The sequence below is a fragment of the Winogradskyella sp. R77965 genome, from assembly GCF_044594915.1.
Lineage (GTDB): Bacteria > Bacteroidota > Bacteroidia > Flavobacteriales > Flavobacteriaceae > Winogradskyella.
The window spans coordinates 1,406,386-1,423,085 of sequence record NZ_CP138990.1; the positions used below are offsets into that span (position 1 = coordinate 1,406,386).

The following is a 16,700-nucleotide window of genomic DNA, read 5'->3' on the forward strand; positions in this document are numbered from 1 at the left end:
ATGTCAATTAATATTAAAATAGAGAGGGATTTATTAGGGTTAAGTAAATCTAACGCTAATTTTTACTTAGGTAAAAACTTTTAGTTATATCGCAATTTTCTTAGTTTAATAACAACTAGTTTTAATATAAGATTAGAATATACGTATTAGTATAATTATACTTAGATATATCTCTTCTGTATGAACTTAGAGTTTAGTAACCTACTAATAGCCATGTAGTTTGGTTTAAATTTTATTCTGTCACCAACTTTGTATTTTGTCATACCCGATTTTGTTTTGTTATCTCCTAAATCAATAACAAACATATCTGAGGTAGCACCTATGTAAGACATACTATCTTCAGTTTCTATGTCTTTTTTATCTACATCTAATAATCCGAAATCTAAAATTGCTCTGAAAGATGCAATCGCAGTATTATCGTCTTTGTGAGTGCTGGTAGCGCTAGCTACTTTTTTTTCTTCAAGCTCTATAATATTTGCATAAAACTCAAATATATCTGTATGTAGATCTTTAAATTTTTTATTTTTTAAAGGAATAATGCCTAGAAAAGCAGCCTCCCCTATTCTAAAATGATTGATGTCTTCGGGTAACACAGCATTTTCTAATAATGGAAGTGTAACCGATGTACCACCTGATAAAAGTTCTAGGTTTTTATTGAACTTATCTGATATTAGTTCTTTTTTTAGCGATAATTCATTTAAAATATCATAAGTGGGCTCTGCAGTATGCATGCATCCCAAATTGGTACCAATACCAATGACTTCGATATTAGATAGGTCATAAACACTTTTATAAAACTCAATTACATCATCACTATTTACTCCCTCTCTTAAATCACCTAACTCAACCATAATAATGATTTTGTGAATCACGTTTTTCTTTTTTGCAGATACATTTAACGCTTCAATAGTGGAAAATGATGTGTTTAAAGAAATGTCTGCATAATCTACAACATCATCAGCATATATGCCTTCAGGTGGTTTAATATAAAATGTTTTAAGATGAGGAAATGATGCTCTCAAGTCACGTAGACTGGTTAATCTTGAGTCTCCAATCGAGTCTATACTTTCAATTACATCCTGAGTCAGAATCGTTTCAAAAAAAGTTTTATCTCCAGAAAATAATTTGGTAATTAAACACCATTCTTTGTTATGCCTATCAAAATAACTACTGAGATACTTAATATTTTGCTTTATCTTCTCTGTATGTATTATTAGCTCTGCCATTGCATTTTCCTCTTACACAAAATTGTAAAAATTTATTTAAAGATTTTTCTATTAATAAGTTTTACTTAACAACTTAGTATTTACTTATTTCTGTTTTTTTAGTCGCATTTCTAAATATGGGTTCGTAAATCCTAACTTTTGATATAGAAACTTTGCTGGGTTATCAAAATCGCAATGTAATGCTATATCGCCCTCACTATTATCTATAGCATATTGTAATAGTTTTTGTCCTATTCCATTTCCTCTGTAGTCTTTATGGGTCGCTATATAAACTAAAATATTTTCTGGAATGTATTCATCCATTCCAGTTTTATTCATAACAATTGCACTAACAATTTTATTATCTTCTTTCATTAGAAACACATAACCACCTAAACTAGGGCGATCTTTTGCAGCATAGTCTATAGCTTTTTTTACAGCACTTAAAGGATCCCCATATTTCTCCAAATGTGTAAATATAAAGTTCGCGACCCTATCCTTTTCTGAAGCATCTATTTTATTAAAATCGTCATATGTGGTTATCTTCATTTTCTAATTATTTATATATAATTTCGGTCTACCTTACCTGAGGTATCGCAACAATTTATAGAGCATTTTGTTATAAATACTAGGAATACTTTTTTTTATTCTGTCAAGTCTGTAGCAAATACTATTATTTACACCTGTAAAGTCTGTAATATTCGTTTACATTCACAATGGAATGTTTATGATGTAGAATATTTGTATCGGAAATGATACTGTAATTGTCAATTAAGATTTTTTGAGGCACTTTTTTCATTTATTGATATTAATAGCTTGATTCTAAGTAAATATAACGGAAGTGAAATTTATTATCTAATTTATTTCTTTATAAACCCTAAAAAATCGGTAACTTGAAGACTATAAGATAATTACGTTATAAAAAATCACAACTTAATTATTAATTGATATTCTAATAATTACAGCTTTTTTTAGTCTCTAAAAATTCTTTGCTCCTACAACAGTCATATGGTTTAGCTGACCTGATTCCTTTTTTTGCTCATGATGCCAAATCTTAAATCCTGCATCCTTAAAAAGCTTTATATAATTATGAGAAAAGGAAGATTCAACTCCATAAATTTGAGAATTTGGATTCATCTCCCAATTATGATCATGACCGTTCGGCTCTATAGCAAAGAACATTACATTGCCCATGCTATTAAGTTTTCTAAAAAATTGAACTAATTGTTGCTGCGTGAAATATTCTAACACTCCTCTAAAGGTCAAAAAGACAACATTTTCTTGATCTTGTTCTTCTATCCATTCCAATACATCTGCGGCAAGAAACTCTAGTTTAGAATTGGTTCCATAATTAGACGTGTTAACGTCTGTTTGACCTTTACTTAGATCAATTCCAATCATATGGTCTACCTCTGGTAATCTATGAGATAAATAATCTAAAACACTGCCGTTGCCAGTTCCAATTTCAACTAATTTATTAAATTTCAACGCTTCTTTTGCGATCTGATTTTCAAGTGTATTAAGTATAGACTTATAACCTGGGAGATGTGTATTCTCTAAATTATTTTCTGTTCTATTTACAAAATCATCGCCTTGCTCTGCCCAATATGTTTGATGTAATTTTGCTAAAGCATCATAATCTTGGTTCTTCTCCATCTTCCTTAGAATAAACCTCCGCATTAAACGTTCGGTTGAAGTTAAATTATCTTCCCATACTAGAGTCATACCCTTTTTAGAGAGTTCATCTACTTTTTTTGGTCGTAATAAAACAAGTGTTCTACCTACTGTATTTGTAAGTATATCTACAAGAGCAGATCTGATTTTTCTTTTCATAATAACACCAAAAAACTTAAAATTATGTTTATCATTTACAATGTTTTATGTTAAGCATTATTTTATTAATGATTTAAATTAGTAAAGTTTACTATTTTTTTAAGCATTAACTGCTCTAGATTGTATATCATTTTTTTTCTTTTTTATGAGATAATCCAAACCCCATAAGCCTAACATGCTTAAAAAATAAATGATACCAAAGGCTGTGTATGTTGGAGCACCTCCATTTGTAGGTGCAATTGGGAATGATACCAAGGTCAAATTAACCATAGACTGTAATATAAGTACACAAATACCACTTTTAGTATTACTGTAGATAAAAGCACACATACCAGCAACACCAAACATAAAAATAAATGCAGATACTATTGGAATTTCAGGTAATATACCCTCACCTAAAAGAATTACAGGAACGAACCACAAAGCCCAGAAAACGGCAACAACTTGACCTGCATAGAAGGGTTTTATAATTTTAGATAATTCACGAATACAATAACTAACCCACACAACTTCTCCAAGAAAAGCCCATACAAAATAAGCAACGTAGGATCTAAAAGGATGAGTTTTCATATGAAAAAACGAATCATCATAATAGACACCTTTTAATAGCAAGGTTATAGTAGCTATTGTTGCCGGAAAAATTAATGCTAAAAGATACCACTTAGGGTGAACCTTCCAAATTAGCATAGGCTTAAACAAATTTAAGACCCCTTTAATCCCTCTAGTGTATAGTAACAAACAGATTAAAATAAATAACAGAATAATAAAACGGCCAGTATTATAAGTAGATTCAGATATAAGACCTTCAATTCTTGACTGAACAAAAGGTATATTTACCAAAGGGCAAAGCACTAAAAAGATCCAAACTTCATATTTTTTTATAAAATTACCCATAGCTTTTTAAATTAAAATATGTCTTATGACAGTGTACTATTATTATTTTTCCTAGAATAAAGTGAGATTCTCTAATTTGTGCTAAAACAATAACAATGAAAAATTATCGTGCTATAAACAAAATCAGAAACAATTAAGTGTTTGAAAATCAAACTTATATTCAAATTACAAAAGACCAATGCAATTTTATTAAAAATAAATATAGCAGCATCTTTTATTCTATAAAAAGTAAAAATCTAAGTTTAGTGGTTGAAGGCAAAAATTGTAAAAATTCTATAATAATGTAAGTTTTAGCTAGCCATTACTTTTCCCTAATACTAATGTCATTTCCCGATACAAAAATTAGCAAAAATATTACCCAATAAGTCATCATTAGTAATTTCGCCTGTAATCTCACCAAAGTGATATAAGGCTTGGCGAATATCTATAGCCAATAAATCCCCTGATAAACCAGTTTCTAAACCATGTTGTACTTTCTGGATTTCTTCAAAAGCCTTTAAGAGCGCATCATAATGTCGAGAATTGGTGACAATAGTTTCGTTATTTCTAAGTGCACCTGTATTTATTAAGTTGAGAAGTGAATTGGTTAATTGCTCAACACCAAAACCAGTTTTAGCAGATAATAATAAGACATCTGGAATTGTTGCATTAATTTTTGCTAATTGAATATCATCAAGAGCATCTATTTTATTTGCTATGACTAACAAAGGTTTTTGTGGATGTTTGTTTCGTATTTTTTCAATCTCTATTCGCACGGATTCGAGATCTTTAATACTATTCTTAGCATCAAACAAATAAATAGTCACTTGAGACTGCTCAATTTTTTCGAATGTCTTTTTAATTCCGATAGATTCAACAATATCTTTGGTTTCTCGAATTCCTGCAGTATCAATAAATCGAAAACCAATGCCTCCTATAGAAATTTCATCTTCGATGGTATCTCGAGTCGTTCCTGCTATTTCAGAAACTATAGCTCTATCTTCGTTTAACAATGCGTTTAGCAAAGTCGACTTACCAACGTTAGGCTCTCCAACAATGGCAACAGGAATGCCGTTCTTTATGACATTACCAACAGCGAAGGAATCTACGAGACGCTTCAATACAAAAGTGATTCGTTCTATAAGCTCCTTAAACTGAGTTCTATCTGCAAATTCTACATCTTCTTCTGCAAAATCGAGTTCTAATTCAATTAAAGACGCAAAATTTAATAGCTCCTCACGAAGCTTTGCAATTTCAGAAGAAAAACCTCCACGCATCTGCTGCATAGCAATCTGATGAGACGCTTCATTATCACTAGATATTAAATCTGCAACAGCTTCTGCCTGACTCAAATCTAGTTTCCCATTTAAAAAAGCACGTAGCGTAAATTCACCAGCTGTTGCCATTCTACAACCTTGTCTTAAAAACAACTGAATGATTTCTTGCTGAATGTAAGATGAACCATGACAAGATATTTCTATAACATCTTCACCTGTGTAAGAATTCGGATTTTTAAAAATAGATACCAAAACCTCATCTATTGTGCGTTCACCATCAACAATATGCCCTAAATGAATGGTATGTGTGCTTTGCTGATTTAAAACCTTATTAGAAACTGATTTAAAATTTTGCGAAGCCATACCAATGGCATCATTACCAGATAGACGTATTACAGCAATGGCTCCGCTACCAGAAGGAGTTGCTAAAGCTACAATAGTATCATTATGCATAGTTAATCTGCTTTACTACAAAAGTATTGTAAAATATTATGATTTTTATAAAATGGCTATGGTCAATTTTAAGATTTTATGTGCTCAGTATGTGTCAATTTTTCGACTTAATTTAAATAGTAATCCTCATCAAAAATTATTAAGACAGTTAATTGAGTTTTCCTGTTTTATACAGTACAAATAATATAATAATAGGTACCGCCAACAAACCTATATGACCTAAATCAGTTTTAAATAAACTAGGTAACAGTATTAGTGTGACTACATATCCTCCTACTGCACCACCAAAATGAGCATCGTGTCCAATGTTTCCTATTCTTTTTTTCATACCATAAATTGAGTATAATAGATAGCCGATACCAAACACATAACCTGGAATTGGTATAGGTACAAAGAACATATACAAACTCATTTCTGGTTGTAACAATATAGCAGCATATAAAACACCAGTTACTGCTCCACTTGCTCCTACTGCACTATACCAATATTCTTCCTTGTGAAAATATAAGGATAGTAAATTTCCAAATATTAAGCTTGCAACATAAATGATTATAAAATTTAATTGACCAAGTTCAAATATTACCGCATCCGCAAAGAAATAAAGCGTAAACATATTAAAGAATAAATGTGTAGTATCAGCATGCAAAAAACCTGAACTAAACATACGTATTTGCTCGCCTCTTCTTATACTACCTATATTAAATTTATACTTTTCAAAAAACAAACGATCATCAAATCCTTTAAAAGACATGATAACGTTTGCTGCAATTATTGCAATTGTAACTGGATCTAAGTTCATAAAACTGTCTATTGATTCAAATATAATATATTTGCGCTTTAGAAAGAACATGCTTCTATGCAACTTATTGCCTATATTTTAGTTTATCCTATCCTTTGGTTAATTTCCAATCTACCGTTTAGATTGCTCTATGGACTATCGGATATACTTTGCTTTTTTTTATATCGTGTATTTGGTTATAGAAAATCTACAGTAAAAGAGAATCTGCGTTTAGTCTTTCCAGAAAAATCTGATAAAGAAATTTCTATTTTAACAAGTAAATTTTATCACCATCTATGTGATTTGATTTTAGAAGCTATTAAATCGTTATCTATCTCTAAAGATGAAATGCAAAAACGCTTTGTATATACCAATATTGAGAAAATTAAGGCGTTAGAATCTCAAAACAGAAGTGTTTTACTCATGTGCTCTCACTATGCAAATTGGGAATGGTCTGTGGTTATACAATGTCATATTAAACATAAAGGGTACGCTATATATAAGCGTCTAAGAAATAAATATTTTGATAAACTCGTAAGGCGTATGCGTGCAAGATATAATGCATATTTAATTACTACAAAAGAGACTATTTCCACCTTAACCGAACTAAAATCTAATGGTGATTTATTTGTCGCTGGTTTCGCGGCTGATCAATCACCTAAAAAAAACAAAGCGCATTATTGGAGAGAATTTATGGGAATAAAGGCGCCTGTAATTACAGGACCAGAAATGATAGCTAAGCGTTTGGATGTGCCAGTAATGTTCTTTAGAATTGATAAAGTAAAACGTGGTTATTATGAAGCCACTATTGAAGAAGTCATTATGAATCCTAAAGAATTAGCCGAGAATGAACTTACAGATAGATTTATAGACTACATCGAAAAGCAAATTTATGAAAAGCCCGAGTATTACTTGTGGACGCATAAACGCTGGAAACATAGAGATGATATTCCGCCAGAATTTCAATAGTACAATCTAATCCAAATCAAACCAAACATCAACATTAGTAGCAGAACAGGGTTTATCTAAAAGTGATTTATGAACAAACTCATTATTACATTTTGAGTACTCATATTCCTTAGCCCAAGCTTCATGATTTTTAGCTAAATCAATAATACTATCACAAACATAATTTATTTCGGCGTTAGTAGTCGTTGGATGAATAGACATTCGAATCCAACCTGGCTTGCGCACTAAGTCTCCTATTGATATTTCATTTGTTAACTCGTGAGACATTTTCTGATCCACATGTAGTAAAAAATGACCATAAGTACCTGCGCAACTACAGCCTCCTCTAGTCTGAATTCCAAATCTATCATTCAATAGCTTTACTCCAAGATTATAGTGCAAATCATCAATATAAAATGAAATAACACCTAAACGCTCTTGATGCTGACCAGCAAGTATATTAATATTCTCAACGCCATTTAACTTTTTAAATACGGTACCAACCAATTCATGCTCACGTTTAAGCATATTAGTCACTCCCATCTGTTCTTTTAATTTAATGGAAAGTGCTGTCTTTATAGTTTGAAGAAAACCTGGTGTACCACCATCTTCTCTATCCTCTATATTATCTATGTATTTATGTTCTCCCCAAGGATTTGTCCAGCTTACAGTACCACCTCCTGGACAATCGGGAATCATGTTTTTATATAACTTCTTGTTGAATACCAAAACACCTGAAGTTCCTGGGCCACCTAAAAATTTGTGAGGTGAAAAGAATATAGCATCTAACTGTGCTTCTTCATCTTCAGGATGCATATCAATGGCAACATAAGGTGCAGAACACGCAAAATCAACAAAACAAACTCCACCATGCTTGTGCATTAATTTCGCAATTTTATGATGTGGATTCTGTATGCCCGTAACATTAGAGCCACCAATGATAGAAGCAATCTTAATTGTACAGTCTTTGTATTGGATGAGTAACTTTTCTAAGTTTTTTAGACTAAATAAACCATTTTCATTTGGTGGAACAACTTCAACCTTAGCCATAGTTTCTAACCATGAGGTCTGATTAGAGTGGTGTTCCATATGTGATACGAACACCACTGGTCGCATCTCATCAGGAATCTTTGTATAATCCTTTAAATTCTCAGGGACTTTTAAACCAAGAATACGTTGGAATTTATTGACTACACCAGTCATACCATTACCAGACACAATCAAGACATCATCATCATTACAATTCACATGGTCTTTAATAATCTGTTTGGCTTTATGATAAGCTTTAGTCATTGCCGTACCAGAGACTGTGGTTTCAGTATGTGTATTAGCAACAAAAGGTCCAAATTCGTTACAAAGCTTTTCTTCTATTGGTCTATATAAACGCCCAGAAGCGGTCCAATCTGTATAGATAATTTTCTGTTCTCCATAAGGTGAAAGAAATGTTTGATTCTGACCTATGATATGATTTCTAAACTGATTGAAGTAAGCTTCTAAATCAGTAATTTCTATAGTATGAGTTTCAGAAATCATAGTTAATATTCTTAAATTATATCAAACTGTCACATTGAGCGCAGTCGAAATGGATTGAAGTTCAGAACCCTTAAGTTTCTCGACTACGCTCGAAATGACAGAGAAATAGTCTTCAAATTTAATTTCATTCAAAGATACTAAATATTAGCTACAGCCTTAATTTCGGCAATAAAACGATCTGCTAAAGTATCAGCAGCATCTTGAGATGGCGCTTCAGTATAAATTCTAATAATGGGCTCTGTATTACTCTTTCGTAAATGCACCCAACTATCAGCAAAGTCAATTTTTACACCATCAATAGTGGTTAATTTTTCATGACTATAATTAGATTCCATAGTACTTAAAATACCATCAACATCCAATCCTGGCGTTAGTTGTATTTTCTTTTTGCTCATGTAATAATTAGGATACGTCGCTCTAAGCTCACTAACTTTCATTTTCTTTTCAGCCAATAAACTCAGAAATAAGGCCACTCCAACTAAAGCATCACGACCATAATGAGAATCTGGGTAAATGATACCGCCATTACCTTCACCTCCAATAACTACATTGTTCTTCTTCATTAGAGTCACAACATTAACTTCTCCTACTGCACTAGCCTCATACATACCACCATGCTTTTCAGTAACATCTCTTAAAGCTCTTGTAGAACTCATGTTACTTACAGTATTCCCTGGATTCTTACTCAATACATAATCAGCACAAGCTACCAATGTATATTCTTCACCAAACATTTCACCTGTCTCATCCATAAATGCTAAACGATCTACATCAGGATCTACAACAATACCAAAATCAGCACGCTCTTTTACAACCGCTTTTGCTAAATCACCTAAGTGTTCTTTTAAAGGTTCTGGATTATGAGGAAAATGACCTGTTGGATCACAGTATAATTTCACAGGATGTACACCTAAGCGCTCCAATAATAAAGGAATAGCAATACCTCCTGTAGAATTCACACCATCAACAACAACTTTAAAATTAGCATCTTCAATTGCTTTTTTATTAACCAATGGTAGTTCTAAAACTTCATCGATATGCAAATCGATGTAAGCTTCATTCTTAGTAATCTTACCCAAATCATCAACTTTAGCAAAATTCATAGTGTTAGACTCAGCAATCTCTAAAATTTTCTGACCCTCTTCTCCATTCAAAAATTCACCTTTGGCATTCAAAAGTTTTAAGGCGTTCCATTGCTTTGGATTATGACTTGCAGTTAAAATAATTCCTCCATCAGCATGTTCCATTGGCACAGCAATTTCTACTGTAGGAGTCGTTGACAAACCTAAATCAATAACATGAATGCCTAGACCTACCAAGGTATTCATGACTAAATTCTGAATCATTTCACCAGAAATCCTAGCATCTCTTCCAACGACTACACGATAGTTTTCTTTATCACGTTGTTGCTTTAACCATGTGCCATATGCTGCTGCAAATTTAACCGCATCGATCGGAGTTAAATTCTCATCAACTGGTCCACCAATGGTGCCACGAATTCCTGAAATAGATTTTATTAATGTCATATCCTTTAATTTTCAGCAAATATAATATCTTAATCGAATATTATGAATTCGAATTTGTAAATTCGACAAATGAATTTCTTAGCACACATTTATCTGTCTAGTGACAATGAACTATTAACCATAGGTAACTTTTCGGGTGATGGTGTAAGAGGTAAAGATTACACACGTTTTCCTGTGGCAATGCAAGCAGGTATTCAGCTACATCGCGAAATTGACACTTTCACTGATGCGCATCCAGTTGTAAGACAAAGTACCAAACGTTTACATAAAAATTACGGACATTACAGTGGAGTGATTGTGGATATTTTTTATGATCACTTTTTGGCTAAAAATTGGAAAGTATATTCAGAAATACAGTTTTCTGACTACATTGATAACTTCTATGAAAGTCTAGTAAGACACCATGACCATTTACCTGAACGTTTTAAAAAAATGACCCCAATCATGATTGAAGGTAATTGGCTGTTAAGCTATGCTACTATTGATGGTATTCAGCTCGTTTTAAATGGAATGAACAGAAGAACAAAAGGACGCTCAAAGATGAATAAAGCGACTAAAGAACTACGAGAAAATTATGAAGCTTTTGAACAAGATTTTACCGAATTCTTTAAAGATCTTATTGCATTTAGTACAGAAAAACGTTTAGAAATAGAAAAACAATTTAACATATGAATCGTGTCCTTGTCTTTTTAATTGCAGTATTACTAAGTTTAACAAGTTGCAAAACGGATAGATCACAATCTAATTCTAAAACAAATAACAAAGGGCTCATTGCCAAAAACGCAATGGTCGTAAGTGCGCGTGCAGAAGCATCAAAGATTGGTAATGATATTTTAAAACAAGGTGGTAATGCTTTTGATGCTATGTTTGCTACAGAAATGGCACTTGCCGTAGTTTATCCTTATGCTGGCAATCTTGGTGGCGGCGGATTTCTAGTCTATCGCCTCAATACTGGTGAAGTCGGATCATTAGACTATCGGGAAAAAGCTCCACTTGCTGCTCACAAAGACATGTATCTTGATGAACTTGGTAATGTCATAAAAGACAAAAGTACTATCGGAGCTCATGCTGTAGGAGTACCTGGAACTATCGCTGGAATCTTTGCAGCGCACAAAAAATTCGGTAGCCTACCGATAGATGAATTATTAAAACCTGTGATTGCCTTAGCGCAAGAAGGCTTTATTGTGACTCAAAAACAGTACGATAAATTTGTTCATTATGACAGTATTATCACGGCCGTTAATGGCAAACAAACGCTTATTAATAAATCTGTAGCTGCAAAATACCGATTAAAAAATGAAGCTTTAGCAGAAACTTTACAACGCATTTCTAAAAACGGGCGAGACGAATTCTATAAAGGAGAAACCGGAAAAAAACTGGTGAATTATCTACAATCTAAAGGCAGTATTATGACGCTAGAGGATTTGGAATTCTATGAAGCTGTTTGGAGAACACCTGTACAATTTAGCTACGATGATCTCAACATCATTTCAATGGGACCTCCGTCTAGTGGTGGCTTGTGTTTGGCACAAATAATGAAAATGATAGAACCGTATGATATTGGACAATACGAACATAATTCTCCAGAAGCAATTCAAGTGATGGTAGAAGCCGAAAAACGAGCTTATGCAGATCGCAGTTATTATTTAGGTGATCCGGATTTTGTAAATATTCCAATTAACGATTTATTAGATTCTACGTATTTGAATACCCGAATGGAAAACTTTTCATTTGAAAACATAACACCTTCCGATTCTATATCCTATGGTATACTTTCTAATTACACCATGGAAGTTTCCGAATATGCTCAATATCAGGAACCCGAAGAAACCACGCACTACTCTATTGTCGATTCCTTTGGAAATGCAGTCTCCGTAACAACAACCTTAAATAGCGGTTATGGATCGAAACTATTTGTAGATGAGCTCGGATTTTTCTTAAATAATGAAATGGACGATTTTAGCAGTAAACCAGGCGTTCCAAATGTATATGGTCTTATTGGTGGTGAAGCCAACAGTATTGCACCGCAAAAAAGAATGTTAAGTGCCATGACACCTACAATTGTTGAAAAAGACGGAAAGTTATTTATGGTCTTAGGAACACCAGGAGGTTCCACCATTATTACGTCAGTTTTACAAACCATTTTAAATGTTCACGAATTTGAAATGACCATGCAAGACGCTGTAGATGCAGCGCGTCTGCACCATCAGTGGCTACCAGATCAAATCCGTATGGAAGTCGATTTATTTTCTGAAGACTTAAAACAAAAGCTCACAAACAAAGGCTATTTTATTAATGAAGAAGCTGCACCAATCACCGCAAGAGTTGAAGCCATTCTCGTTTTAGATAATGGTACTTTAGAAGGAGGAGCTGATTATCGAGGTGATGATACTGCCGTTGGATTTTAACCATCTGTCATTGCCAAACACACCGTCATTGCGAACGAGGAACGAGTGTGGCAAATGCGTAGCATTCATGAAAACCATATAAAAAACAATAAAAAAAATGAATAATCTCTTGAAATGAAATCACAACCATTAAACAGATTGCCACGCTATGCTCGCAATGACAATTCATTCTTATTTTAGTCACACCAAAAAGCATCATAACATAACCCAAACCACAATCGCACTTGAAATTCCGACAAAGTCGGAAGCAACGATTTTCAGAAATAATGAGCAGGAAAGATTGATAAAAGCCTCAAGCAAGGATTGAAAATTAAATCTTTAATTTAGTCCTAAAATTATCATGTCTTAGCGAATGGCGCTTTAGCGATTTCCTAACAAATCGTTTTGACTTTTTGATTCGTTTTGTGTCAAGACAAAATGAAGATATATAATGTTTTTAACATCATTTTAAAATATACACCATCACTAAATTGTATATTTATACTCATCAAATCTGATAGCTAACTTACTTTATAAAACCAACTAAAATGAAACAATTTATTGTTGCACTAGCATTCTGCTATTCACTATTCACCTTTTCTCAAGGCACACAACTATTAAGACAACCAACATTACACGGAGACGACGTCGTTTTCGTATACGCTAATGATCTATGGAAAGCTTCTGTTAACGGAGGTACTGCCATTAGACTTACCAGCGACGATGGTTACGAATCGAGTCCACATTATTCTAATGATGGCAAACACATTGCATTTACTGCACAGTACGATGGCAATGTCGATGTCTTTGTTATGCCTTCCGAAGGTGGAGAACCTAAACGTCTTACATTTCATCCTTCAGGAGATTTTGTGCAAGGTTGGACACCAGATGGCAAGGTTTTATTTAGATCTGGTAGGGAATCACAACCAACCATGACCAACAAGTTTTTTACAGTATCTACTAAAGGAGGTTTACCTGAGGCCTTAGATATTCCAAGAGCAGCTTATGGTGAACTATCTTCAGATGGAAAGCATATCGCCTATACTCCAATTACGGGTTGGGACGCCGAATGGAGAAATTACAGAGGTGGACAAGCAATGCCAATTTGGGTTGTGGATATGAAAACAAAGGATTTGGTAAGAACATCACAACCAACAGGTGAGCGTCATTTAGATCCTGTATGGTTAAATGGAACGGTTTACTTTATGTCTGAACGTGACTATACCATGAATATCTGGTCATTCAACCCTGCGACTAAAGAAGAAAAACAAATCACCTTTCATAAAAAGTTTGATGTTAAAAGCTTAGATGCCAGTAAAGACAAAATTGTGTACGAACAAGGAGGTTATCTTCATGTGTTAGATCCAAACTCAGGAAGTACTAACCAATTAAATATAGACGTTAAAGCCGATTTAAATTTTTACCGTACAAAATGGGATGATGTTTCAGGATTTCAGCTTTCAAACCCGAATGTTTCACCAAAAGGAAAGCGTGCCATTTTTGAACATCGCGGAGAAATCTTCACAGTACCTAAAGAAAACGGAACTTGGAAGAATATTACCAATTCACCAGATGTGGCAGACCGCACTCCTATTTGGTCTCCAAAGGGGGATAAAATTGCATGGTTTTCTGATAAAGGAGGTGAATATCAGTTAATGCTTGCAGATCAAGATGGTCAAAACGCAGAAGCTATAAAATTACCAAATCCAACCTTCTACTTTGAGCCAGATTGGTCACCAGATGGTAAATACATCGCCTACTCAGACACACATTATAATGTCTGGATTCTTAATTTAGACACTAAAAAAACAACAAAAGTTGCCACTGACCGTTACGCACATCCAAATCGTACTATGAATCCGGTGTGGTCACCAGACAGTAAATGGATTGCATTTCCGAAACAACAAGACAGCCATTTTAAAGCCATCTTTGCGTATAACGTCGATTCAAAGAAAACAATTCAACTTACGGACCCAATAGCTGATGCGATTACGCCTGTTTGGGATGCTTCAGGAAAGTATCTATATACCTTAGCAAGTACTAATTATGGTTTACAATCGGGTTGGTTAGACATGAGTAATTATGATCCTGCAGCGAATTTAACGCGCAGCTTATATGCGGTGGTTTTAAATTCGAAGGATGAAGCTCCAAATCTTCCAAAGAATGATATGGAAGAGATTAATAAAAAAGATACTTCGACTGCGCTCAGCAACCAAGATAAAAAATCTGATGGCAAGAAAAAGGATAAGAAAGAAGACAAAGAAAATGGTAAAGATGTCGTAGTTACGATAGATGAAAACGGTATTTTCGATCGCGCAGTGGCTTTAAAGTTAACTGCTCGTAATTATATTGCCTTGCTAAAAGGACCTAAGAATAAAGTCTTTATTGCGGAAGCGATTCCAAATGAAAGGGGATTAAAAGTGCATTCTTATGATATTGAAAAAGAAAAAGCAACAGATTTTGCGGATGGTGTTAACCAAATGGTAGCTTCAGAAGATCGAAATTCAGTCTTACTGTTTCAGAATAGAAATTGGGTTTTAACTAGTGCTGCTGCACCACCAAAACCTGGAAAAGATAATTTAAAAACGAATCTTAAAATAAAGCTCGATCCTAAGGCAGAAGCCCATCAAATTTTTAAAGAAGGCTGGAGATATATGAGAGACTTCTTGTATGTAGACAATGTGCATGGAGCTCCTTGGGATGATGTTTATAAATGGTACTCACCATGGATAGACCATGTACGCCACAGAACAGACTTAAACTATGTCGTAGATATTATGAGTGGAGAAGTTGCTGTAGGTCATTCTTATGTGTCTGGTGGTGATTTCCCAGATGTAGATCGTGTGCCTGTAGGTCTATTAGGATGCGATATAGAAAAGGATAAAGGGAACTTCAGAATTTCTAAAATCTTTAGTGGTGAACGTTGGAATCCGAATCTAAAAGCTCCTTTAGCACAACCGGGAATAGATGTTAGTGAAGGTGATTATATCTTGGCTATTAATGGGAAAAGACTGTCCTCAGATAGTAATCCATACAGTTTATTAGAGCAAACTGCAGGACGCGAAATAAATATTACGGTGAACTCAAAACCAACCATGACAGATGCTAGAACCATTTTGGTAAAACCTGTAAGCAGCGAACGTGGATTAAGAACTATCGATTGGGTTGAAAGCAATCGCAGAAAGGTAGATGAATTATCTAATGGCAAACTCGCCTATGTCTATGTGCCAAACACAGGTGGTGGCGGATTTACATCCTTTAACCGTTACTACTTTTCGCAACAAGACAAAAAAGGAGTTGTGATCGACGAACGTAATAATGGTGGTGGCTCTGCTGCAGATTATATGATTGATATTATGTCGCGAGAATTATTCGGCTATTTTAATAGTAAAGCTGGTGATAATAGACCATGGACCACTCCAATTGCAGGAATTTGGGGACCAAAAGTAATGCTCATTAACGAGCGCGCAGGTTCAGGTGGTGATCTGCTGCCTTACATGTTTAAGATGAAAAACATAGGGCCTTTAATCGGCACCAAAACTTGGGGAGGCTTAGTCGGTACTTGGGATACTCCAAGCTTTATTGATGGTGGACGTATGGTTGCGCCTCGTGGAGGTTTTTATGATGCCAATGGAGAATGGGCTGTTGAAGGCGAAGGAGTTGCACCAGACATTGAAGTGATACAAGACCCTAAATTAACTTCAAAAGGAAACGATCCTCAATTAGAACGTGGTGTACAAGAAGCTTTAAAACTATTGAAGGGTAATGAATTTAAAATGAAACCAGAACCAGCAGCACCTGTGCGTTGGAAACGACCTGCTGGTTACAAATCTGATAATTAATTATGACGTCAGTTCGAGTGTCCCGATGTTTTAGTCGGGATGTAT

General features: G+C 34.2%; 12 protein-coding genes. 4 read left to right on the plus strand and 8 right to left on the minus strand.

Features of this window, described 5'->3' with window-relative positions; genetic code table 11:
- Nucleotides 1–161: 161 nt before the first annotated feature.
- The 6 genes from SJY34_RS06340 to SJY34_RS06365 form a co-directional block, all read right to left on the minus strand.
- Nucleotides 162–1,226, minus strand: coding sequence for an alanine racemase (locus tag SJY34_RS06340; protein ID WP_400080186.1), 1,065 nt, complete (start codon nt 1,224–1,226; stop codon nt 162–164).
- An 84-nt stretch (nt 1,227–1,310) separates the two neighbouring features.
- Nucleotides 1,311–1,754, minus strand: a complete 444-nt coding sequence (locus tag SJY34_RS06345) for a GNAT family N-acetyltransferase (RefSeq protein WP_400080188.1) — start codon at nt 1,752–1,754, stop codon at nt 1,311–1,313.
- Nucleotides 1,755–2,183: 429 nt separating this feature from the next.
- Complete coding sequence (locus tag SJY34_RS06350) at nt 2,184–3,038, minus strand: class I SAM-dependent methyltransferase (RefSeq protein WP_400080189.1); 855 nt, start codon at nt 3,036–3,038, stop codon at nt 2,184–2,186.
- Nucleotides 3,039–3,137: 99 nt separating this feature from the next.
- Complete coding sequence (locus SJY34_RS06355; RefSeq protein WP_400080192.1) at nt 3,138–3,932, minus strand: hypothetical protein; 795 nt, start codon at nt 3,930–3,932, stop codon at nt 3,138–3,140.
- A gap of 323 nt (nt 3,933–4,255) precedes the next feature.
- Nucleotides 4,256–5,641 (minus strand): tRNA uridine-5-carboxymethylaminomethyl(34) synthesis GTPase MnmE, encoded by a 1,386-nt coding sequence (gene mnmE / locus SJY34_RS06360; protein ID WP_400080195.1) that lies wholly within the window; start codon nt 5,639–5,641, stop codon nt 4,256–4,258.
- A 148-nt stretch (nt 5,642–5,789) separates the two neighbouring features.
- Nucleotides 5,790–6,440, minus strand: coding sequence for a rhomboid family intramembrane serine protease (locus tag SJY34_RS06365; RefSeq protein ID WP_400080197.1), 651 nt, complete (start codon nt 6,438–6,440; stop codon nt 5,790–5,792).
- A gap of 57 nt (nt 6,441–6,497) precedes the next feature.
- On the opposite strand from SJY34_RS06365, the gene SJY34_RS06370 reads away from it, so the two are divergent.
- Entirely contained in the window at nt 6,498–7,388 is an 891-nt protein-coding gene (locus tag SJY34_RS06370; protein ID WP_400080200.1) for a lysophospholipid acyltransferase family protein, read from the plus strand.
- Between the two features lie 6 nt (nt 7,389–7,394).
- On the opposite strand, the gene SJY34_RS06375 is transcribed toward SJY34_RS06370, so the two are convergent.
- Complete coding sequence (locus SJY34_RS06375; protein ID WP_400080203.1) at nt 7,395–8,900, minus strand: aminotransferase class V-fold PLP-dependent enzyme; 1,506 nt, start codon at nt 8,898–8,900, stop codon at nt 7,395–7,397.
- 137 nt (nt 8,901–9,037) lie between these two features.
- Complete coding sequence (glmM, locus tag SJY34_RS06380) at nt 9,038–10,426, minus strand: phosphoglucosamine mutase (RefSeq protein ID WP_400080205.1); 1,389 nt, start codon at nt 10,424–10,426, stop codon at nt 9,038–9,040.
- A 69-nt stretch (nt 10,427–10,495) separates the two neighbouring features.
- On the opposite strand from glmM, the gene SJY34_RS06385 reads away from it, so the two are divergent.
- From SJY34_RS06385 to SJY34_RS06395, 3 genes are all read left to right on the plus strand, one after another.
- A complete protein-coding gene (locus SJY34_RS06385; protein ID WP_400080208.1) occupies nt 10,496–11,098 on the plus strand; it encodes an ACP phosphodiesterase in 603 nt (200 codons plus the stop codon).
- On the plus strand, nt 11,095–12,834 hold the full coding sequence (gene ggt / locus SJY34_RS06390; protein WP_400080211.1) for a gamma-glutamyltransferase: 1,740 nt from the start codon (nt 11,095–11,097) through the stop codon (nt 12,832–12,834). The genes SJY34_RS06385 and ggt overlap by 4 nt, the downstream gene beginning before the upstream one ends.
- 527 nt (nt 12,835–13,361) lie before the next feature.
- Nucleotides 13,362–16,655 carry a PDZ domain-containing protein gene (locus SJY34_RS06395; protein WP_400080214.1) on the plus strand — a complete coding sequence of 1,098 codons (3,294 nt, stop codon included), beginning with the start codon at nt 13,362–13,364 and terminating at the stop codon, nt 16,653–16,655.
- The last annotated feature ends 45 nt before the right edge of the window (nt 16,656–16,700 follow it).